The sequence below is a fragment of the Rhodoplanes sp. P11 genome (assembly GCF_964266735.1).
Lineage (GTDB): Bacteria > Pseudomonadota > Alphaproteobacteria > Rhizobiales > Xanthobacteraceae > Rhodoplanes > Rhodoplanes serenus.
Genome location: NZ_CAXWGY010000001.1, coordinates 1838544 through 1860042, shown reverse-complemented (window position 1 = coordinate 1860042; position 21499 = coordinate 1838544). Strand labels below are relative to the sequence as shown.

The 21499-nt window shown below is 63.7% G+C and carries 15 protein-coding genes and 1 pseudogene; 1 reads left to right on the top strand and 15 read right to left on the bottom strand.

The features are described from left to right. Positions 1-87: 87 nt before the first annotated feature. From ACFQUV_RS08415 to ACFQUV_RS08365, 11 genes and pseudogenes are all read right to left on the bottom strand, one after another. Positions 88-825, bottom strand: a complete 738-nt coding sequence (locus ACFQUV_RS08415) for a cytochrome c biogenesis CcdA family protein (protein ID WP_129607961.1) — start codon at positions 823-825, stop codon at positions 88-90. A 2-nt stretch (positions 826-827) separates the two neighbouring features. Further along, a pseudogene (lspA, locus tag ACFQUV_RS08410) lies at positions 828-1249 on the bottom strand (signal peptidase II). A gap of 217 nt (positions 1250-1466) precedes the next feature. After that, a complete protein-coding gene (locus ACFQUV_RS08405; RefSeq protein WP_244601472.1) occupies positions 1467-4496 on the bottom strand; it encodes a cation-translocating P-type ATPase in 3030 nt (1009 codons plus the stop codon). A gap of 192 nt (positions 4497-4688) precedes the next feature. Then, positions 4689-5459 carry a DUF4336 domain-containing protein gene (locus ACFQUV_RS08400; RefSeq protein WP_111383912.1) on the bottom strand — a complete coding sequence of 257 codons (771 nt, stop codon included), beginning with the start codon at positions 5457-5459 and terminating at the stop codon, positions 4689-4691. Positions 5460-5478: 19 nt separating this feature from the next. Then, positions 5479-6048 (bottom strand): MAPEG family protein, encoded by a 570-nt coding sequence (locus ACFQUV_RS08395; RefSeq protein ID WP_111383931.1) that lies wholly within the window; start codon positions 6046-6048, stop codon positions 5479-5481. Positions 6049-6091: 43 nt separating this feature from the next. Continuing rightward, positions 6092-7339, bottom strand: a complete 1248-nt coding sequence (locus ACFQUV_RS08390; RefSeq protein ID WP_111383913.1) for a cytochrome P450 — start codon at positions 7337-7339, stop codon at positions 6092-6094. A gap of 89 nt (positions 7340-7428) precedes the next feature. Beyond that, positions 7429-8064: a cation transporter gene (locus ACFQUV_RS08385; protein WP_111383914.1), complete on the bottom strand. Its 636-nt coding sequence runs from the start codon at positions 8062-8064 to the stop codon at positions 7429-7431. Between the two features lie 107 nt (positions 8065-8171). Continuing rightward, on the bottom strand, positions 8172-9533 hold the full coding sequence (locus ACFQUV_RS08380) for a phenylacetate--CoA ligase family protein (RefSeq protein WP_111383915.1): 1362 nt from the start codon (positions 9531-9533) through the stop codon (positions 8172-8174). 198 nt (positions 9534-9731) lie between these two features. Continuing rightward, entirely contained in the window at positions 9732-12992 is a 3261-nt protein-coding gene (locus tag ACFQUV_RS08375; RefSeq protein WP_129607960.1) for an efflux RND transporter permease subunit, read from the bottom strand. 39 nt (positions 12993-13031) lie between these two features. Continuing rightward, positions 13032-14225 (bottom strand): efflux RND transporter periplasmic adaptor subunit, encoded by a 1194-nt coding sequence (locus ACFQUV_RS08370; protein ID WP_207211378.1) that lies wholly within the window; start codon positions 14223-14225, stop codon positions 13032-13034. 11 nt (positions 14226-14236) lie between these two features. Next, positions 14237-15370 carry a TolC family protein gene (locus ACFQUV_RS08365; protein WP_244601471.1) on the bottom strand — a complete coding sequence of 378 codons (1134 nt, stop codon included), beginning with the start codon at positions 15368-15370 and terminating at the stop codon, positions 14237-14239. Positions 15371-17138: 1768 nt separating this feature from the next. Here ACFQUV_RS08365 and ACFQUV_RS08360 point away from each other — a divergent pair. Beyond that, positions 17139-17552: a helix-turn-helix domain-containing protein gene (locus tag ACFQUV_RS08360; RefSeq protein ID WP_111383919.1), complete on the top strand. Its 414-nt coding sequence runs from the start codon at positions 17139-17141 to the stop codon at positions 17550-17552. Here the strand turns inward: ACFQUV_RS08360 and lspA (ACFQUV_RS08355) are convergent. From lspA (ACFQUV_RS08355) to ACFQUV_RS08340, 4 genes are all read right to left on the bottom strand, one after another. Then, entirely contained in the window at positions 17506-18003 is a 498-nt protein-coding gene (gene lspA / locus ACFQUV_RS08355) for a signal peptidase II (RefSeq protein ID WP_111383920.1), read from the bottom strand. The two genes, ACFQUV_RS08360 and lspA (ACFQUV_RS08355), sit on opposite strands and share 47 nt — an antisense overlap. Next, positions 18003-18668, bottom strand: a complete 666-nt coding sequence (locus ACFQUV_RS08350) for a class I SAM-dependent methyltransferase (RefSeq protein ID WP_111383921.1) — start codon at positions 18666-18668, stop codon at positions 18003-18005. The genes lspA (ACFQUV_RS08355) and ACFQUV_RS08350 overlap by 1 nt, the downstream gene beginning before the upstream one ends. Positions 18669-18828: 160 nt before the next feature. Beyond that, positions 18829-20769: an FTR1 family protein gene (locus ACFQUV_RS08345; protein ID WP_111383922.1), complete on the bottom strand. Its 1941-nt coding sequence runs from the start codon at positions 20767-20769 to the stop codon at positions 18829-18831. Positions 20770-20951: 182 nt separating this feature from the next. After that, the gene (locus ACFQUV_RS08340) at positions 20952-21329 is read right to left on the bottom strand and encodes a type IV toxin-antitoxin system AbiEi family antitoxin domain-containing protein (RefSeq protein WP_129607959.1); all 378 of its coding nucleotides are present in this window, start codon (positions 21327-21329) and stop codon (positions 20952-20954) included. Positions 21330-21499 lie beyond the last annotated feature (170 nt).

Below are 21499 nucleotides of genomic sequence, written 5' to 3'. Positions count from 1 at the left end.
CCGCGACATTCAGACTGGCGCTAACGCTGGGCACGGTCAGCCGTCCTGAGGCGACTGATCGCAACCGCGATCCAATGCATCTGCGTCTCAACCGATTCTGCCGAGCACCGGAAATGTCGTCAGCGTCCAGATAGCGATCTCCTGCAGGCGGCCGGTCATCATCAAAATGCCGAAGCCAACCATCACCGCTCCTGCACCCACGTTGAGCGCGGCGCCGGCGCGCCGCATGCGCTTCAAGGCCACGGCCGCACTGCCGAGGAACAGCGCCGTTAAGAGAAACGGGATCCCAAGCCCGAGGCCATAAGCGCCGAGCAGTACCGCGCCATTCCCGGCGGAGGTTGCCGTGACGGTGAGAATAGAAGCGAGTACCGGGCCGATGCAGGGCGTCCAGCCAAAGGCAAAGGCATTGCCGAGGAGGAAGGCTCCATAGGGCCCAGCAATCTGCGCAGGCCCGCGCCAGCGCCGCTCTGTCATCAACACGACTGGCAAGCGTACGAACCCGGTCATGGCGAGGCCGAACACAACGACCAGCCCGCCGCCGATGAGATTCGCCTCGATCTGATAACGTTGTAGAAATCCGCCGAGGGCCATCGCACTAAGGCCGAGCAGAACAAATACCGTGGTAAAGCCGAGCACGAAGAAGAGCGCTGGCCCGAGAACGCGAAGCTGCCGTGCCTTCGCATCACCAACCATCCCGTCAGCTCCGCCCGCAACGTAGGACAGATAGCCAGGAACGAGCGGCAGCACGCAGGGTGAAAGGAAGGAAATGGCTCCGGCCATCACAGCCGTCGCCAATCCAAGCAAAGACACATCGATGAGCACCATCGCTAGCGCTCCACGCCGCCCGACAGCTTCGTCTGAACGGAAGTCATTGGCCTCGCCGGCCAAATGGCACTTGCGATCAGCAGGGCGACGCCCATGCTTATCATCGTGTCCGCCATGTTGAAGGCCGGCCAGTGCCAGCCGCCGACATGAAATCGAGGAAATCGGTCACGGCACCTTGACCTATTCGGTCCACGACATTGCCTAGAGCGCCGCCTGCGATCAGGCTGAGACCAATCGTCTCCGATAGCTTTGGCGTCCTCACAGCCCAGACCAGAAGTCCGGCCACGATCACCATCTTGATCCCGGCGAGCACCAATGGACGATCGAGGAAGAACTCGCGGAACATGCCGAAGCTAACACCCGTGTTGAAGCCAAGCGTCAGGTTGAAAAATGGCGCGATCTCGATCATGCGCGGCGGCACCATCACGACGTTTAGGATCAGCCATTTCGTGACAAAATCCAATGCAAGTGCCGCACCTAAAACAGCTGATGCCAAAGTGGCTCGTCGACTCAGCTTCAGGTAAGCCACGGTCAAACAGTCCTTCTCTTCGGCCACTCTTCGGGATCTTTGCGTTTTCTGCTCGGTTGCATCCGGGCGATGTCGAGTTTACGCTGCAGCCGGCCCGGCGATGGCCGAGGCTCTATGCTGGTACGCTGGAACGCCAACGCCGCCGGATGGACCCGCCCTTCTGAGTGCTAGTCTGCCCGCGATTGAGCAGGCGCAGGCCATTGAGAACAACTAAGAGAGACGCACCGACGTCCGCTGCGATAGCGCCCCAAAGGGATGCGAGACCAATCACCGTCAGCGCTGTGAACAGCAGCTTCACGGCGATCGAAAAGGCAACGTTCTGTCGGACGACAGCGAGCGTGGCACGCGAATGGCGCACCAGCCACGAAAGCTTCGACAGATCGTCGGACATGAGGGCGACATCGGCCGTTTCGATGGCGGCATCGCTGCCTATCGCACCCATAGCGATGCCAAGATTGGCACGCCCCATCGCGGGAGCGTCATTGACTCCGTCGCCGACCATCGCCACCGATCCGTAGCGCCGCACCAAATCCTCGACCGCCGCCACCTTGTCGCCCGGCAGAAGCTCCGCCCGGACCTCGTCGATGCCCGTCTGCTTCGCAATCGCCTCTGCCGTCGCGCGGTTGTCCCCAGTGAGCATCACGACGTGCTCGATCCCGGAGCGGTGAAGGGCCGAGACAATGTCCTTCGCTTCCGGCCTGACAGCATCGGCAACGGCGAAAAGTCCCCAAACATCCTGACCATCTCCGACCGCGACGATGGTACGACCGGCACTCGAAAGCTCATCTGCCCTCTGCAGCACTTCTGGTGAGTTGACCTGCTCCTCGATGTAGCGGCGCGAGCCGAGCCACATCTCGCGGCCGGCTACCTGACCAGTCACGCCCCGCCCAGTGATGGCTTGGACAGCCTCGGCAGGTTCGGCGGCAATCTTCAGCTCAGCGGCTTTCGCCAGGATGGCGCGAGCGATCGGGTGCCCGCTGCGCGACTCCAGCGCCGCGGCCAAGCCGAGAAGCTCCGTTTCGCTGCGGGATCCAAGAGGCACGATCTCGACGACCTGCGGCCGCCCTTCGGTGAGTGTGCCCGTCTTGTCCATGGCAATTGCCTTGAGGTGCGCAGGTGTTTCGAGGTGTGTGCCGCCCTTCACCAGCACGCCCTGCTTCGCCGCGCCGGCGAGTGCCGCCACGATCGTCACAGGCGTCGAAATCACGAGCGCGCAGGGGCAAGCGATCACGAGGAGCACGAGAGCCCGGTAGAACCAGACGTCCCAGGCGCTCCCCAAGAGCAATGGCGGAGCGAGGAAGATCGCAATGGCGAGACCCATGACGACGGGCGTGTAGACGCGCGCGAACTTCTCCACCCATTGCTCACTGGGCGCGCGGCGGCTCTGCGCCGAACCGACCATGCGGATGATCTGGGCGAGTGTCGTGTCGTTCGCCGCCTTGGTAGTCACGACCTCAATCGCCCCCTCGCCATTGATGGTGCCGGCAAAGACTTCGTCGCCCTCTGCCTTAAATACGGGGACGCTTTCACCGGTGATGGGTGCTTGGTTGACCTCGCTCTCGCCGGTGACAACCCTCCCGTCGAGCGGCACCTTGTCTCCTGGCCGGACGATGATATGCGCGCCGACACGAACCTGGGCCGCGGGGGCGTCGCGCTCGGAACCGTCTTCGAGCTTGACACGCGCTGTGGGCGGCGCGAGTTCCATGAGCGCAGCAACCGCCCGGCGCGCGCGACCAAGACTCCAGGCCTCGAGAGCCAGCGCCAACGCAAAAAAGAACGAAACAGTAGCGGCCTCGAACCACGCGCCGATGCCGATCGCGCCCGCGACAGCAACCATCATCAGCAGATTCATGTCGGGACGAAATCGCTTGGCCGCGAGCCAAGCCTTGGGCGCGACGTAGCGCGCGGCACAAAGCACCGCGACCGCGTAAAGGAGCATGCTCGGCAACGGAGTCGAGCCCAAAGCATGTTCGCCTGCCTCGAAAGCCGCGACAACACCTCCCCCAAGCCAAGCGTGGACTGCAAAGCCGAGCGCCGTCAATGCGCCGCTTGCGGTTGTCAGCCACATCTGCGTTCGCTTGCGGCGCTCTTCGGCCTGCGCGGCTTCGCTGGTACCGCCTTCGGTCCAAGGTTCGGCGCGAAGACCCGCGCGAGCGACAGCCTTTTCGACACGAGCTTCGAGCGCCGCATCCGGTGTTGCGTTGATCGACATGCGGCCGTTGAGGAGATCGAAGGCTAGCTTATCTTCGCCGACCAGCGGCCCGACCTCACGCTTCAAAGCAGCGATTTCGTCCGCACAATCCATGCCATGAATGCGAAAAACGATCTGCCCGGACAAATGGGTTGGGATCGGCGGGCTGAGGGCCTCCTGAACCTCTGCGCCGCAACCGCATGCTAAATCTTCCTGCTGGAAGGTGGGGTTGACGAAAGTAGACGAGGCGGTTTGCGGCGCCCATGGTTCCGCGCGCATACCCGCTCGAGCCACGGCGTCCTTGATCACATCAGCGACGACCGGCTTCTGAGGCGCTACCGTCATCATGCCGCGTTCTGTGTCAAACGCGAGATTGTCCTCTCCGACGAGCGGCGCCAGCTCCCGCGTCAGGGCCGCCACCTCGTTCTTGCAGTCAAGTCCGTGGACACGATAGAGCACCGCCTCGTCCACGCCACCTCCAACAAGAGAGGCATGCATGCCGGTCAGCCCAACGGCTCGAACGATGTCTTGGATTGTCGCTTGGCTTTGCGGCGCGACCGTCATCAACCGTTTCGCGACATCGAATGCCAGCCGATCCTCACCCCCTACAAGCGGACCGATCGCACGTTTGAGGGCGGCGACCTCGTTCTTGCAGTCGAGCCCGTCGATCTGAAAAAGCAGCGCGGATGTAGACTGCGGCGCTCGCTCTGGAAGAAGGTGCGCTCGCATTCCGGTGGCATCAACCGCCCGGGTTATTTCGATAACCAGGGTAGGATCCCCGACCGCTACCTCCATAAGGCCCGCCTTGGCGTCGAAAGACAGCTTGTCGTCGCCTCCGACGATTGGTCCCACCGCCGCACGAAGCGCGCGGATTTCATTCTGACAACCCATGCCGGCGACTTTGAAGCGCAGCGGGCGCGCAGTGCTCCTCATGCTATCAAGCTTCATCATTCTATCCCTTCGGGTCGCCGTCCGTTCACGCTCGACTGCCCAGCATTCTCGCTGGCCAGACTTGGGATCCTACATTCTGTAGCCGCTACAGAATCAAGCGGACCCTTTGCCGGAAGAGCGGCGCTGTTCGCCGCCAGAATTGTGGCTCGCCGAGGGCCGGTGTCACAGTAGCAGGTAATGCATCCGCGGACCTCATGAGCCCGATCGCCATCCGCTGGCGCCTCCGCTGCCGAATATTCGTTGAATGACCTCGCCCCCATGTGCCTCAAAGCAGCATCCGTGGCTGAGAATGATTCGATGCGGCTGCCACGAGCGGATCTTGGCCAGCGCTGCGTCCCTCTTTCTCCGCTGCAGGAGAAGTGGAAGCCGCATGCCAAAGAAGATCTGGCCGTAAGGATGATACATACCGGTGAGCCGCGTGATAGTCCGCCAGGGCTCTCCGATCTTGTCCAACTCGATGTTGATGATCGCATCGGTGAGGATCAGCGTCTTGGACGCCTCGTGGAAGAAAATGAATTCCTTGAAGTAGCCGCCGGGGAAAAGCGTCTGGTCGATTTCACCGCGCCAGTCTTGCGGTGGAATCACGTCGAGATCTCTCGAAAACTCGATCGATATGCCGCGGGCTCGAGCCCTTTGGCGAACTCGCGGAGACGCCCACGCGATTGCATCGGGAAACGCCTTCTTCCATTCTGCGATATGCGCGTAGTGAAACTGGTTGGGCGACACCAGATGGCGAGGTGTTCCCAACCGTCGCATTTCGTTAGCCAGCGACACGTCGAAGCTGATCGGAGAGTGCAGGAACAGGTCGCCGTTCGCGAGCCGCACGACCGTCATTCGCGTGGTGAACGGAAGCGGCAGCCTTACGCCGCCGACCGTCAGATATTCGAACGGCCCGTCGACAATGCCTATGTTCGCCGCGACAGGCTTGTAGACGTTAATCGGCTCGTAAAGCGAAGCGCTCATCAGACGACGCCGAGCGAAGCTAGCCGACGCCGCGCAGCAGGCTCGCGATCAGGTCATAGATCACCCAGGCGAACGAGCCCATAATCGGCAACGCAGTCGTCACGACACCGAACGCTCTGCCAGGCGAACCGCGAGGGTAGCCGCGCCAGAAGGTGATGCGCCCGATCGCGAACAACACGACCATTCCCACGATGAAGGCGAGCGGAGCCTCGCCCTCGACGGTGGCGAGCGCAAGGGCGGCAAACGCGGCCAGCACCGCATGCTCAAGCGTATTCTGCAGAAAGGCCAGCGGAACTCTTAGCCGCTCGCTCGGCGGGCCGTAGGCAGAGCCCGCCGTGTCGTGCGCCGACTTGCGCCGGAGCCTCGCAATAGTTCCGACGCCGATCAAAACCCAAAGCATGATGAGCAGGTTCGCCCGCGCGGCGAAGGCCAGCCGCTCGCCTACCTCTGCCGGAAATTCGAACTGCTGCGGCAGCCACCAGACGGCCATTGCGAGAACGGGCGCGCAAAACAGGAACGACAGCGCAGCCTGGCGGCGGACGCGTACCATCTCGGCAGCCAGATCTTTCGGGATCGGGGGCTTGTTCATCGCGCTCTCCATCGGCGTCGTTGATTGGCAGGGCTTCGGCACTTCAGCTCGCCCTCACATTGCGAATCACAAACCGACTTCCCGGCACCGGCGGCATCCGTGACCAGGTGATGCTCAGATCTTGTTCCGGCACCTCATAGCTCATGCGTCGCGTCAGGAACTCCGTGGCGAGCTTCATCAGTCCGATTGCGATCCATTCGCCCGGACAGCGATGGCCGACATCGTGATCACCCCCGCCCTGAGGAACGAAATTGAATGGACTACCATCCCATCGGCGGAATCGCTCGGGATCGAACTCCCCCGGCCGCTCCCAGGCTCGAGCGTCGTGATTCGTCCCGTAAAGGTCGAGGAGCACTCGCCGCCCCTCAGGAAATCGATACCCGTTCCATTCGAACGTCTGAATCACTCGAGCAGCGACCGCAGGGAAGAAGGGATAAAATCTGCGAACCTCCTGGACGAAGCATTCCGCGTAGCCCTCGTCGCCCGACGCCAGCCGCTCCCGCAATTCGGGATGTTCGTGCAGAGCGTGAGCAACAAAGGTGATGTAGACCGAAACAGCAACAGTCGGCCTGACCACATTGATCAGCTCGACCGCAGCAACGTGCGGAGGCAGCAGTTCGCCGTCCGAGTCCCGGTACCATGAAATAATGTGTGCGGCCGTCTGTTCGGGCGGGTGAGCGTGGCCGCTGCGGATGTTCCCGATGATCTGCGCCATCCAATGGTCAGCACGCTTGCGAGCCCACCGCGACCACAGATGCCTGATGCCCACCGACCCCGCATGGTCAAACAATGCAGCGATCTCTCGCGTTCTGGCGTCGATCTCTTGCTCTACCAAGGGAACGCCTGCCCAGGCGCACACTGCACGCGTCAGAAGCTCGTGGAGTTCTGTATAGAGTACGACCTCCTCCGCTGATGCCCACCTTCGCATGCGAATTTGCCATTCCGCAGCGGTTCGCTTCACCAGCTGCTCGATCCGCTCGGGCGTCATCAACGACATGAACATCTGCTTGCGGTACCGATGCGCCTCACCGTCGAGGCCTTGCACGCCCCCCTCTCCAAGCAGTGTTTTCTGAATGGCCTTGGGCATTGCACCGCGGCGCTCGAAGCGGCTCGGATCGTAGAACAATTGGGCCGCGTCCGGCCCCGTCATACAGATGGTCCTCCGCAGCAGAAGCCGTGTCTCGAACAGGTCTGCCTCGTAGCGCTGGCACCGCTTCGCAATGAAGCGGTACGGATCCCGGATCAGGGCCAGTGTCGATTCGAAGCTCTTGTCACGCGGGATCCGAGGCATTCGCGCACCCCTTCCTAATCAGCCCAAGCGAAATCTTACGGGCTCCGAGAGTCGCAAGCGTAGCAAAGGGGCACGGGCGGGCTTGGTCGTCATTTGCCTTCTTGTGGAGCGCGACGGGCCGCCTCGCGGGCCTCACGCGCTTCCCCGAGAATCTCCCACCCGCCTTTGAAGACAATTCCGACGACCACTATTCCGATCAACAGATCGGGGATCGGCGACTTCAAGAGCATCACCAGGACACCGGATAGGACGATCCCGACATTGACCACCATGTCGTTGGTCGTAAAAATCCACGATGCCTTGAAGTGCACACCATGCGCACGATGCGCTCGCAAAAGGCGGAGGACCAGCAAATTGGTCGCCGCATTCGCGAGCGCCGTCACTATCATTGCCAGCCCGATCGGCTCGGCTGCCGCGAAAAAGCGGCGAAAGATTTCTACAAGCAATGCGAAGGCAACGAGGATCAGAAGAATGCCGGATAAATTCGCGGCACGCGCCTTGGCAACCACCGTGCGGCCGACTGCATAGAGACTGACCGCGTAAACTGCGGCGTCCCCGAGGTTATCGAGGGCGGCGCCTAGCAGGCCTGTCGAATCCGCCAGGACGCCAACGGCACCCGCCACAAGGACCTGCGTGAAATTGATCCCGAGCACCCACCATAGAGTGCGCCGTTCCTCGGCATTTCGGGCGTCAAGACGGATCTCGGTCTCTTCGTCACTTGGCATAGTTTACGTCCGGCTCTCTTAAATGCGTATCATTCTGAATGGTGCCCGGCATCTCCTGACCTGGGCATCGCTGAGGCGCAGGTTTCCCTTCGGTTGCGGTTGCGCCGTCACGCCGAGAGCGGGATGACCTCCCGAAATTTCCCGCCGCGACCCTGTTCCGGCGGTTTGCCACCGCGCTCGACGACGACGTTTTCAAACCCGTGCTCGGCAAGCACCTTCCGCAAACCTGCTTCGGCCTCGCGCCAGACGGTGTCTGTATCCGCCGTCGGCGCGATTTGCAGACGCATCTCAAGTGTCGTGGGCGCCGTCTGCGCGAGCTGAAAGAGCGTGATGCCGCGGACCGCCTCGATGCGCTGGGTGAGCGCCAGCGGAGGCAGCCTGACATCGCCGCTCGAAGTGCGGAACGTGAGCACGTCCGCCGAGCGGCCCTGCACGCGAATCGCGGGCAAGGGGTTGCCGCAGGGGCATGGATCGGGCCGCTGCAGCACGCTGTCGCCGAGATCGTATCGCAGGATCGGCTGCACGCGATTGGCGAGATTGCTTATCAGGACCGTGTGCGACTGCTCGCCTGGAGCGACCGGGCGATAATCGGCGTCGACCGGCTCGAACGCCGCCCAGTCGGCGTTGACGTGCAGCCAGCCTTCGCGGCACATAGAACTGAGAAACATGCATTCCGACGCCGCGTAACTGTTGCCGACCTTGGCGTTGAAAACGCGCGCAATTCGGCCGTATTCCTCCTGTGGCAGACCTTCGGCCGAGAGCGCGAGCAGCACGGGACGAATGCCGAGCCTCCCGGCCTCCTGCTCGTCGGCGAGCATCGCGGCCATGCTGGCGTAAGGCGCAAGCATCGCCGGCTGGAAACGGTTCAGGCGCGCCACGAGCTCTGTCATCGGCATGTGCGCCGAAAGCACCTCGACCTGTTTTCCGCGCCGCTTCTTCAGGCGTGCCGCGGCAACGGCCGACGCGAAATGGCCGCCGGTCGCCATCACCATCGCCGTGCGCCCGCGGCGGGCGATGATTTTGAGGAAGTCACTCGGGCTGAGCCAGTCACCCACCCAGCGGAGCATCATGGCAGTCACGACCGCCATCGTGCGATCGTCGACCAGAAAAATGCCGCGGCGGCCGGTCGTGCCGGAGGTAGTCATCACGGTGTATTTTCCGAGGAACCACTCTCCGATCCGGTTGGGATCGTCGACAAGCGCTTCTGCAGCCTCGAGCGTGACGGCGCGATCGGTGCACCATTCGTCAAAGCGCCCCATGAGCGTCTTCTTGTCGGTAATCGGGATCTGGTCGGCGCTTTCGATCCGATCCGGCAGACCACGATACAGCTCACCGTAGTACGGAGAGTTGGCCCGGGCGTAGGCGACCATATCGACGAGACGGGCGCGCTGGCGTTGCGCGATTGCGCCCGCGCCCTTCTTTCGTGTGCGCCAGGCGTCCCAGATCAGGCCTACGGCATGCTCGGTCATATCGTTCTCGGTTCAGACACCTCCGGCCATTCTGCTCTACCTACTTCCTGTAGCCACTACAGATGCAAGACGTTTCTTCACTCGCGCTACCACCGATCAGGCGTCGAGTTGCGAACGCACACATGCTCGAGGATCATGCGGCGTAGGCGCGAGGCATCGCGCCATTCGTTATCCTCGCCCCTGGTTCGACGCAGAGCCTTACTTGGCCGGAAGCGGCATGCCGAGCGTGTCGACATCGTCGTATTCTCCAAGGCGATGCCTCCTGCCGCGGCCCCGGAGCAGCAGGTGACTGATCGCAGGCAGCACGAACAGCGTGAGGAGCGTCGAGACGACCAGTCCGGCGATCACCACCACGGCGAGCGGCTTTTGGACCTCCGCCCCGCGTCCCGTAGCGATCGCCATGGGGACAAAGCCGATGGCCGGCACGATCCCGGTGATCAACACCGCGCGAACGCGTTCCATCATTCCCTCGAGCACCGCCTGATCGACAGCCGTACCCGCCTCGATCCGCGTGCGAATGCTGCTCATCACCACGAGCCCGTTGAGCACGGTAACCCCCGACAGGACGATGAACCCGACCGCCGCAGAGACCGAGAACGGCAGTCCGGCGATCGCCAGGCCGAACACGCCGCCCGCGAGGCCAAGGGGAACGGCCGAGTAGACCGCGATCGCGGGAGCAACGCCCCTGAGCGCCATGAACAGCAGACCGAAGATCAGCGCGAAGACCGCCGGGATCACGATCGAGAGTCTTCGGGTCGCAGCTTGCAAGTTCTCATATTGTCCGCCCCACTCGATGAATACGCCGGGCGGAAGATCCACTTGATCGGCAACACGCTCCCGCGCTTCCTCGACGAAGGAGCCAAGGTCGCTGCCGACCACGTTGGCCTGAACCACGACCCGTCGCTGGCCGTTCTCGCGGCTGACCTGGTTGATCCCTTCGGAGAAGCGGAAACTCACCACCTCGCGCAGGGGGATCGACCGACGCGGTCCGCCTGCCGCGTCCTCCGGCAGCATCAAGGGTAGCGCGCCCACCGCCTCGAGATCGTCGCGGGTCGGATTGGCGAGGCGCACGACGATGTCAAACCTGCGGTCGCCTTCGAAGACGAGGCCGGCCTCGCGGCCGCCGAGCGCCGCGGCAACGGCATCGGTGACGTCCTCGACTGAAAGGCCGTAACGGGCAATGGCGTCGCGGTTGAACTGTACGTCAAGCGTCGGGAAACCCGCCGTCTGCTCGACCCGAACTCCTTGCGCCCCTTCCACAGAGCCAAGCACCTGCGCGACCTGGCGACCGACACGGCCGAGCACGTCGAGGTCTTCACCGAAAACCTTCACCGCAATATCGCCCCGAGCGCCGGCGAGCAGTTCGTTGAAGCGCATTTGGATCGGTTGAGTGAGTTCGTAAGCGTTGCCGGTGAGTTGGGCCATCCGCTCCTCGACGCGCTCCATCACCTCCTGACGGGTCTCGACACCCTCCGGCCATTGATCTCGCGGCTTCAGGATGATGAACGTGTCGGCCATGTTCGGCGGCATCGGGTCAGAGGCGACCTCGGCGGTGCCTGTCTTCGAGAAGACGAAGGCGACCTCAGGCAAGGTCGACAGCATTCGTTCGACCTGAAGCTGCATAGCGTTGGACTGGTCGAGCGAGGTTGAAGGAATCCTGATCGTGGTGGCGAGAAGGTCGCCCTCTTCGAGCTGAGGAATGAACTCCCGGCCAAGCGTAGCGAAGACCAGGCCCGCGGCGACAAAGACTCCGACGCCGGCGCCAATCCAAGGTCCGGGCCGCGCGATCACCCGCCGCAGCACTGGTTCGTAGCGCTCCTTGGTCCAGCGGATCACCTTCACCTCCTTCTCGGCGACCTTGCCGCGGATCAGGAGGGCCACCATCGCCGGGACAAACGTCAGCGAGAGAATGAACGCGGCTACGAGCGCGAGCATCACCGTGATCGCCATCGGCGTGAACATCTTCCCCTCGACGCCGGTAAAGGTAAGCAGGGGCGCGAAGACGAGCAGGATGATGGCTTGGCCGTACAGCGTCGGTCGCACCATCTCCTTCGAGGCTTCGAATACTTCGTGGAGCCGCTCCGCCAGAGTCAGAAGCCGACCCTCATGATGTTGGCGTTCAGACAGCCGCCTCAGGCAATTCTCGATGATGATGATCGACCCGTCGACGATCAGGCCGAAGTCTAGCGCGCCGAGGCTCATCAGGTTGCCCGACACACCGTACCGGTTCATGCCGATCGCCATCATCAGGAACGACAGCGGGATGACCAGCGCGGCGATGATCGCCGCTCGGATATTGCCGAGCAGCCAGAACAGAGCTGCGATGACGAGCAGCGCACCCTCGATCAGGTTCTTCTCGACGGTGGCGATCGTCGCCTCGACGAGCGTGGAACGGTTATAGACGGGCTGGACCTGGATCCCCGGCGGCAACGAGGGCGTAATCTCCGCCAAACGCTCCGCCGCGGCCTCCGCCACGATGCGGCTGTTTCCGCCCGCAAGCATCAGCGCCGTGCCCACCACCACCTCGCGCCCATTCATTGAGGCCGCGCCGGTCCGCAGCTCACCGCCCACCGCTACGGTGGCGACATCGCCGACCGTCACCGGAACCCCGTTCCTGCTCGCCACGGACGCGCGTGCGATCTCGTCGATCTGCCGAATGCGCGCATCGGCCCGCACCAGGAAGGCTTCGCCGCCGCGCTGAATGAAGTTGGCGCCCACCGAGATGTTCGCCCGCTCCAGCGCGTTTGCGAGTTCGGAAAAGGAGATTCCGTAGGCGGCGAGCCGGCTCGGATCGGGCTGGACGAGGAATTGTTTTTCGTAGCCGCCGATCGAGTCGACACCGGCCACGCCCTCGACGGTCCGCATCTGCGGCCGGATCATCCAATCCTGCACCGTTCGCAGATAGGCGAGGCGCGACACCTCGTCTGTCAGGCGCTCCCCACTCGGGGTCAAATAGGAGCCGTCCGGCTGAAAGCCCGGTCGACCGGCGATGCGCGGATTTCGCGCAGTCGCATTCGGAGCATAGCTGACGGTCCACATGAAGATCTCGCCAAGCCCCGTGGACACGGGCCCCATCTCCGGCTCCACCCCCGTCGGCAAGCTCTCGCTCGCCTGGCCGAGGCGCTCAGAGACCTGCTGACGCGCGAAGTAGATGTCGACATCCTCGTCGAAGACCGCGGTGACCTGGCTGAACCCGTTGCGCGAAATGGAGCGCGTGTGATCGAGGCCCGGGATTCCGGCGAGCGCCGTCTCGACCGGGAACGTCACCAGGCGCTCCATGTCGAGTGGACCGAAGGCCGGCGCGACCGTGTTTACCTGCACCTGCTTGTTCGTGATGTCGGGAACCGCATCGATCGGCAGCCGGAACAACTGATACGCGCCATATGCGGCGACCGCGAGGGTAAGGAAGAGCACCGCCCAGCGGAAGCGGACGGACGCGTCGAGGAGGCGGTCAATCATGGGAGATATTCCTGCAGGGAACCCGGGGCTGGAGACGCGTCATTCCTCGACCTCGCTCGCCTCGAGCTGAGACTTGAGAACGAAGGCTCCCCTGGTGACCACGGTCTGTCCGGGCCGAAGCCCCTCGACGATCTCAGCTCGACCGGACGCGCGCCGACCCACTGTAACCGGCACGGCTTGGAAACCACCCTGCGCTTGAACGAAAACCGAGTCGCGGCCCTCGACCTGCTGGACCGCCTCCTCGGGGAGAACCATCGCAGAGCCGACAGGGCCGCCTCTCGGGGTAATCCGCACCCGCACCGCCTGACCCTGAGTGAGCCCTGGCGGCGAACCTTGCGGCTGCAAGACCACGGTTGCGGTGCGACTTTGTGGGTCGAGTGAGGGCGTTGCCGAGCGCACCACCGCCGCCACCGTTCCGCCGGCCGGCAGTTCGATCACTGCCCCGTCCCCCGGCCGAATCCTCTGCGCTTCTGTCGCAGGGACCGCCGCGTCCACCTGCACGCGCCGGGGATCGGCCACGCGAAACAACTCCGCGCCCGCCGATACATAGGCCCCCAATTGCGTATTCATGGCCGTGATGCGTCCGCTGATGGGACTGCGCACGGCAAGGTGCCGGCCGTCGCTGGTGACGCCCGCGGCTTGAACAGCCGCTTGCGTCCGCTGCAGTTCCGCTTCCGCCTCGGCCCTGGCCGCCTCCGCCGCTTCCAGATCCTGGCGGGCGGTAATGCGAGCGTTGAACAGCCGGCGCTCGCGCGCCGCCGCTGCCCGTGCCGCTTGTGCCCTTGCCGCCGCCGCATTGCGTTCGGCGATGAACGATGCGGCCTCGCGGCTTTCCAGCAAGGCGACCGTCTCGCCGGCGCCGACTGGGTCGCCGAGCCGCTTGTTCATCCGCACCACCGCACCATCTGCACGCGCCGTCACCAGCGCCTGTCCCTGAGGCGGCGCCGCCACCGTCGCCTGCGCGATGATCTCGGCCGCCAGCGACCCGGGCTCGATCCGGGTCGTCTGTAGCCCGCTCGCAGCGAGCCGTGCCGGGGTCATCTCCACAAATCCAGGGCGGCGGTTCGCCTCCCCGCCTTCTTCCTCTTCCGCTTCCGCTTCCGTCTTTGCTTCTGCAGCCGGTTCGCCGGGGGCAGGCGCAAACGCCGTGCGGCCGAGCATCACGCCGCCGGAGAGGAGCGCCAGGCCGGCGGCGCCAATAAGAAGGTTTCTACGGTTTAGTCCTGTGATCATGTTGGGAGTCCTCATTGCGCGGCCGAGCGCGTCAGGCTCGCCGCCGCCGTCGCGCGAGCCAGTCGCGCTTCGATGAGTTCGGACTGCACGGCCGCGAATGCCTCCTGGGCGTCGAGAAGTTCGAGAAGCGAGCTTCGGCCCGCCTGGTAGGAAAGCTCGGTCAACCGGAGCGCCTCTCGCGCTTCAGGCACGGCCGCGCTCTCCAGTGCGCGAACTCGAACGTCGGCGGCCGCGAGCGCGGTGCTAGCATTGGCGATAGTGGCGGCCGCTTGAGCAAGCGCCGCTTCGCGCCTTGCCTCCGCTGCGCGAACGCCAGCACGTGCGGCGGCGATGTTGCCGCGGTTGCGATCGAAGAGCGGCAGCGGCACCGAGAACCCGGCGACGAGCGCCTTGTCCCCTGTCTCGGCGATGTGCCGAACACCGACTCCCACGGAAGGATCGAGGCGCCCGGCTGCGCGCTCCTGCGCCACACCGGTCTCCGCTGCGAGGCGTTCGGCCTCTGCGAGCCTAACATCCAGGGTTTCCGAGGGATCGACCGCTGCCGGGATCGGCAAACTCCCGGAATCGATGAGCTCGGTGGAATCGACGGCACCGCCCAACAGGACCCCAAGGGACTGCCGTGCCGCCGCCAGCTCCGCTTCCGCCGACCTCAGGGCCGCATCGCTTTGCGCCAGCGCTGTGCGCGCCCGGAGCGCGCGCAAGGGCGGTTCTCGACCAGCTGCGACCAATTCCTCAGCGATGCGCGCGAGTTCGGCTGCGCGCCCTTGGTTTGCTTGTGCGAGCTCAAGCCGGGCACTCGCAGCCACGGCGGTTGCAAAGCTGATCCGAACGTCTCTCGCCAGATCCGCGAGAGCGATCGACAGGCGCAGTTCCTGCGCGGCGAGAGCAGCCTGCGCCGCCGATACACGCGCCCGGCGCCGGCCACCCAGATCTAGACGTTGGTTGATGGAGACGGTGGTCTCGACCCGTTCAGGCCCGCCTCCGGCGAAGTTCTCGACCTCGACGTTGAGCTCGGGGTTGGGACGCAGGCGGGCCTGACCAAGCCGCGCCCCGGCCGCGTCAACCTCGGCTTGAGCCGCAACGATCGCCGGCGCTCGAGCCGCCGCCTCCGCGACGGCGTCTTCAAGAGTCAGCCTGGCCGGCAAGGGCCCGGATCGCGCGACAAATGGCGCCGGTAAGCCGGACACAGTCGGTCCGGCCGGTCGCGGCGCCGGCACTTGTGGCGTCGTCGGCCGAGCGACTGGAGCTGTTACTGGGCCGCCGACTTGAGCGAACGCCGGCATAGCGGCTGTGAACAAGGTCGTGGCGCACAACGCCACGCATCTACTTCTCATCGGTATTTTCTCCTGACGGGCTATCGCGGCTCGTCCTTTGACGAGCGTTCGCTCGGTTGCCGCGTCAGGTTCTGGGCGGGCGCAACATCGGCCCGACTTTCGGGCTCGGCCGACAGTCGTCCTGGCTTATCGCCATATTGCCGACGCCCGACTGCGGGCGAACGAAGCTGCTCGGCCGATCAGGCAGGCCCGTGCACAACACGTGACAGCGGGCGTGACATTGCGCGGTCTCCCCGTCGAGCTTTCCCCCTGTCCGATCCTGCTCTTCGACAGACACGTGCGCAGGACTGGCGGCGGAAAGATTGAAGCAGCTTTGCGGCGCGGCCGCGTTAGCAGCCCCTGCCCAAAGGAACAGAGCGAAGGCGACAAGGGCGAGCAAACGCGAAATCGCAGTCACCCGCAGCGCTCCGAAGCGGTGGCACAGCGGTGAAAGTCATTCGACATGGGTTCGAGGAAGGCCAATCTACTTACTCGCGACTCTAATGCCGTCACTATGCCTTCTGTAGCGGCTACAGGATCAAGGCATTTTTTCCTATGCCTTGCAGCGGCTGCAGGTTTTCTTGGCAAGTCCCGCAAACTTTGGATCAATGCACGCGCCCTCGCGGAGCGCGTGCATTCAGTCGTGCATCTCCGATTCAGCTTCGGGGGCCCGGTCGTGCAGCGGGCGGTCCCGAGTCGTTCCGCGGAGCACATCGCACCGTCACGCCCGGCACCTTCCCAGCCGGGTGAGATGTCTGGACACAACGCCTCGCCCCAGCATTCGAGGCGGTGCGAGGATCTCCGTGGGCGGTGGCACAGGCGCTCAGCGCCAATGCCGCCGCAGCCGTCCCAATGACGGTCTTGGCGTGTCGAGTGATCATGATTGTCTCCGAAGTATTGGGCCGTACCCCGATTGGGGGTCTCGCGCTCAGGTCCCTTGCGCTTTCGGAGGTCGGAAAGTCGGATAAACCGCATCTCCATGCAGAGCTCGGGCGGCGGTCGCACTCCACGTGTCCGGAACGATCGCCGGTGCGTTGACGCAATCTGCGTCCGGAATCTCGAATGCAACATGGCATGGGCATGTGAAGCAATTGCGCCCCAGGGCCGCACCACGCTCAGGCTGCTGGTCGCCTCCAGTCCCGCCGTCCCCGCTCGCTTCAACCACCGCCTCCTGAGACGGCTCAGCCGCAGCCGGACAGGGCACGGTCGTAATGGCGAGACAGGCTATGACGATGAGCGACACCGCATGCACCCCGACACGACACGGGGCGATCATGACGCTCAGGAAGCGAGCCGCCCTAATGCTCACCAGAACCACTCGCAACGATGAGGCCTTAGCGTCATACCAGAATCTCCGACCTTACTATGCATCCTGTACTTGCTACAGGATCAAGCGGAATCGAAACGCTCGCTGTCGCCGCGCGGGGGCTGGCGAGCGCCGTCGGACGGCAACGCCCGGCTACGACTCGAGGAGTTGCGCGCCAACACCCCATCGGGCTGAATCAGCGACCCTATTGAGACCTTCCATCGTTCTGGGGTTCACATGCCCTTGGCCGGCCGTTATACCTCTATTCTGTAGTCACTACAGAATTTGGCTGAGATGATCACGATCGGAACATTGTCCAAGCGTACAGGCGTCAATATCGAGACGATCCGCTATTATGAGCGGATCAAGCTCATCCCGCCGGCGCCCCGAACTGATAGTGGACGACGCCTCTACGGAGCAGAGGACGTTCGGCGGCTGACGTTCATCCGGCATGCCAGGGACCTTGGTTTCGACATCGCGGCCATCAAGACAATGTTGGCTCTGCAGGATGTGCCCGACGCCTCCTGCCAGCAGGTGACTCAGATCGCCACCGATCAGCTCGAAGCCGTGGAGAGCCGGATCCGCCGCCTACTCGGCCTGAGGACTGAGCTCACTCGGATGATCAAGGAGTGCGACAACGGCAAAGTCGCGAATTGCCGGATTATCGAAGTTCTCGCTGACCCTCCCGATCATTCGGACGGCCCATAACATCTCCGAGTACCAGGATCGCGACGCCACAGACAATTGCCGCGTCAGCGAAATTGAACGCTGGCCAATGGTGGTCCCACGCGTGAAAATCCAGATAGTCGACAACAGCGCCAATCCGAAGACGGTCGAAGACATTGCTCAGGGCACCCCCGAGTATGGCTCCGAGGGCCACCGCTTGCGGCCGCCTGGGTGTCCGCCAGAGCCATACGGCAAGCAGCACGATGATGCCCATCATGATAGCCGCCAAGATCAGCGGACGGCCGGAGAACCAACCCGCGAACATCCCGAATGACACGCCTTCATTGAAGCCGAGCCGCACGGTGAAAAACGGGGCGATGGGCACCGCCACGCCGGGCGCGAGATTGCTCAAGGCGATCTGCTTGGTGACCTGGTCCAATGCGAGGGCGAAAGCCGCTGTCGCGAGGCCGATGATTTGGGGAACGTTTCGCATTAGGCCGGGCGGGTCCCGCGGTAGAGCGAAATTGAGCCGCTCAGCGTCGGAACGACGAGCGTTTCCTCGACGCTGCGGAATCCGGCTGCGTCCATCAACTCCGGCAGAATCCCATCGGCGTTCGGTTGAGTATTCACGCGCCCGTCGAGGTTCTGAATGATTGTTCTGAAGAGACCCCGCATGAGCGCCGTGCGCTGGAGACCATAGTCCGCAATGTGCACCTCACCGCCGGCCCCAAGCGCCGCGTGCATCGCCGCGAGCGCCGCGACTTTCTCTTCCATTGGGACTTGATGAAACACGAGGCTCGATACGATCTTTGTGGGCGGTGGGCCCGCAAGCAACTCAGCCGCTTGCCGCGCGAAGCCAATATGCAGCTCAGCCGTGATCCCGGCGGCCGCGACTTTCTTTCGGGCACGCGCCACCACCGCTGGGTCGGGATCAATCCCTATGAGCCGAGCTGATGGCGCAGCCTTTCCCAAGCGGACCAGAAGTGATCCGGTGCCACAGCCGACATCGACGATCACGTCACCAGCTCTCGGGCGGACCTGCGCGATGAGGGCGCTCCTCCATCGATGCTCGCGTGTGAGGGCGGCTACTCCGAAGTCGTATACCGGGGTGAGCCAGTGATGCCCGGCGGCGGGTGTGTAGGTCAGGTCGGACGGCATGGTGATCCTTCGTTGATTCGAGCACCATGCATCCTGTAGCGCCTACAGATTCAAGCTTGAATCATTGCTGTGACGAATAATGCGGGTGCTGACGGGTCGGCTTCGCGAAGCGCCACCAGTCACCCACGGTTCGTACGGCCATTTGCAATAACTAGTATCGTCACGTCGCCCTCACCGCGGTTTTCCGATTGAGCCAGAAACCCGCAATCAGAATTGCCAGAGCCAGTAGTTGGGCCAGCACTGTCTCGGTTGTGGGGAACAGTCCGAGCATCTGGATGCGCGGTACGCCCGGCAGCGGCACAACTCCCAGGATTCCTGCTTCCTGGAGACCCGCCACGCCCTTGCCAGCGAGGACGATGGCCAAGATCGCGATGAGAATGGCGCTCCACGAAAAGAACTGGGTGATCGGTAAGCGGGTGCTGTACCGGAGCATGATCCAGGCCAGCACGGCGAGCAGCACAGCCGCCGCACCCGCACCGCCAAGCATTGCCAAGCCATTTCCCTGGGCCCAGAGCGCGGCATAGAAAAGGATGGTTTCGAACACTTCCCGATAGACAACGACAAAAGCCAGCAGGAAGAGGAACCACCCAGAGCGCCTGGACAAAGCGTGCGCCATCTTCTCCTTGATGTAGCGCTGCCATGCCTCCGCGTTGCTTTTCCCGTGCATCCAGATCCCGACCGTCAGCAGGATGATCGCAGCGAATAGCGATCCGAAACCTTCGGTGAGCTCGCGCGAAGCCCCGCTGATACCGATGAAGTATGTGGCGATGAACCAGCTGGCCACGCCAGCCGCAAGCGCCGCCACCCATCCGCCATGTACGAAGCCGAGCATTTCGGTTCGCCCAGTTTTTCGGAGGAAGGCGATCATCGCGATCACGATCAGCAACGCCTCGAGCCCCTCACGCAGCAGGACGCCGAACGCGCCAGCGAAGCTTGATGCACTGCTTGCCTTTTCCGGCGCGAGCGCGGCCTCAGCTTCGCCGAATAGGCTTCCGAGCTCCTGATTGGCGGCTTCGACTTCAGCGAGCGGGCGCGCCTTGGCAATCGCTGCCCGAAGCGCGCCCATTGCTTGCTCGATTCTCGCCATCAGCTCCGGATCGCGAGCCGCGAGCATCGGCTCGACAGGCTCGAATCCATCAAGATAGGCGGACAACGCGAGATCAGTGGCGGCCTGCCGATTCCCAGCCGCATAGGCTTCGAGGCTTGCCTCGAGACGTTCGCGCGTGAGCGCGAGCGAACTGTTGGCGCCCGCCGTGACCGCGTCCGGATGCCGGCGCAGATAGGCAGTCACGGCGTCGGCTTTGCCAGAGCCAATCTCGGCGGCAAGCGACGCTGGCGTCGCGCCGACGAACGCCGCCAGATTGGGGTATCTCTGGCGGAGCGACGCATCATCGCGCCATAGCCTCTGACCACGTCCTGTCTCGGAGGCCGGGTAGGCGAAGGTGCCGACGTAGAACGCGAGCGCCCAGCGATCTTGGTCGGGAAGCGAATCGAAGCCAGCCATTGCGGTGCCGTCGAGGCCTTGCGTGATGACCTGATACAGGCCGAACAAACTGCGTTGATCGGCGCGTACCTTGTCACTGAATGCGATCGGCGGTGGATCAAGCCCCGCCGAACCCGGACCATGTCCGCCACCTGTTGCGCCATGACAGCTCGCACAATTCTGGGCGTAGAGCGCAGCCCCGCGCGCGATGTCCGGCGGCGCTGTCGGCGCGAGCGGCACGGGATACGAAGCGAGCAGCGCGGACGCAAGCGCCTTGGATCGTGCGGCGACTTCGGCGGGGGCCGCCTTTGCTGTGATCGCCGCGCGCAACGCGCGCGTCCTACGCACCAGGTCGGCCTTGCCGCTTTTGTCGGGCAGAGCCTCGAGCCTAGTTTCTACCTGGGCCGCGAACTCCACCATCTCCGCATATTCGGCTTCACTGGTAACGCGCCCCCTGGAAACCGCACCGGCGTAGTCGACGGCGACATAGTCGAGCAGCCTCCACACGGTCTGGACTTCCGTGTCGCTCGCAATCGCCTGACCCGGCGCGATTTGCGATAGAATAGCGGAGAGCAGCAGTACGAACGCACAGCGACACGCCTTTTCAACTGCTTTCATGCAGGGGCGAACGGGACCACGGGACAGACGCATCTACGAGCCTCTAGTTGAGAATCGTTCGCGCAATAATCCTGTAGTCCCCACAGGATCAAGCGCGAAGGCACATAGTCGCGCGAATTAGACGGCTGCATGGGGGTTCGGTGCTCCGATTGGCGCGGCGCGGCGGGCCTCGCTAATTCGGATCAGGCTGCTTCACGTCGGGCAGATTGATAGAGCCCGTAGCCCACCTTAATGAGCAGACCCTCGTCGCACATTCTGGCTAAGTAACAGCGCGGAACTCCAATATCCGTTAGATCGCGCGTTCGAACGGTGCCCTTCTCAAGAGCGAGAGCCACTGCCCGCTGCCGCAGTGAGGGCTTGGGGCCGCCGGCAAGGCGTAGCGCTTCGGCGCGGTCGCGGTCACGTTTGCGGATTTTCGGCGCTTGCGACGTAGCGTTGGGTCGGGGAATTGCGTATTCGTAGTTCGCGTCTTCGCCGATCCCGGCGAGCCACTCATCTGTTTTTACGTTGGTGTTTGGACGTTGGGAACTGCTCCCGGCGTCCGCCGTGGCGACACCCATCGAAGTCTGGCAGCATTCGGCCCCGTGGCGATTCTCGCTCGGCGGCGCTCGCTCGGCCCTCCTCGCTGCGTGGCTTTGCAGGTCCCGGGGTGCTGCCACACACCGGACGCGCCTTAGCCATCCGCTCATCCAGGCGCCGCTCCGCCCGACCGCACACCGTCGCGCCTGCC

Coding starts and splice junctions, on each gene's coding strand:
- ACFQUV_RS08415 (WP_129607961.1), bottom strand. CDS start 825: ATGGTGCTCATCGATGTGTCTTTGCTTGGATTGGCGACGGCTGTGATG.
- ACFQUV_RS08405 (WP_244601472.1), bottom strand. CDS start 4,496: ATGATGAAGCTTGATAGCATGAGGAGCACTGCGCGCCCGCTGCGCTTC.
- ACFQUV_RS08400 (WP_111383912.1), bottom strand. CDS start 5,459: ATGAGCGCTTCGCTTTACGAGCCGATTAACGTCTACAAGCCTGTCGCG.
- ACFQUV_RS08395 (WP_111383931.1), bottom strand. CDS start 6,048: ATGAACAAGCCCCCGATCCCGAAAGATCTGGCTGCCGAGATGGTACGC.
- ACFQUV_RS08390 (WP_111383913.1), bottom strand. CDS start 7,339: ATGCCTCGGATCCCGCGTGACAAGAGCTTCGAATCGACACTGGCCCTG.
- ACFQUV_RS08385 (WP_111383914.1), bottom strand. CDS start 8,064: ATGCCAAGTGACGAAGAGACCGAGATCCGTCTTGACGCCCGAAATGCC.
- ACFQUV_RS08380 (WP_111383915.1), bottom strand. CDS start 9,533: ATGACCGAGCATGCCGTAGGCCTGATCTGGGACGCCTGGCGCACACGA.
- ACFQUV_RS08375 (WP_129607960.1), bottom strand. CDS start 12,992: ATGATTGACCGCCTCCTCGACGCGTCCGTCCGCTTCCGCTGGGCGGTG.
- ACFQUV_RS08370 (WP_207211378.1), bottom strand. CDS start 14,225: ATGATCACAGGACTAAACCGTAGAAACCTTCTTATTGGCGCCGCCGGC.
- ACFQUV_RS08360 (WP_111383919.1), top strand. CDS start 17,139: ATGATCACGATCGGAACATTGTCCAAGCGTACAGGCGTCAATATCGAG.
- lspA (WP_111383920.1), bottom strand. CDS start 18,003: ATGCGAAACGTTCCCCAAATCATCGGCCTCGCGACAGCGGCTTTCGCC.
- ACFQUV_RS08350 (WP_111383921.1), bottom strand. CDS start 18,668: ATGCCGTCCGACCTGACCTACACACCCGCCGCCGGGCATCACTGGCTC.
- ACFQUV_RS08345 (WP_111383922.1), bottom strand. CDS start 20,769: ATGAAAGCAGTTGAAAAGGCGTGTCGCTGTGCGTTCGTACTGCTGCTC.
- ACFQUV_RS08340 (WP_129607959.1), bottom strand. CDS start 21,329: ATGGGTGTCGCCACGGCGGACGCCGGGAGCAGTTCCCAACGTCCAAAC.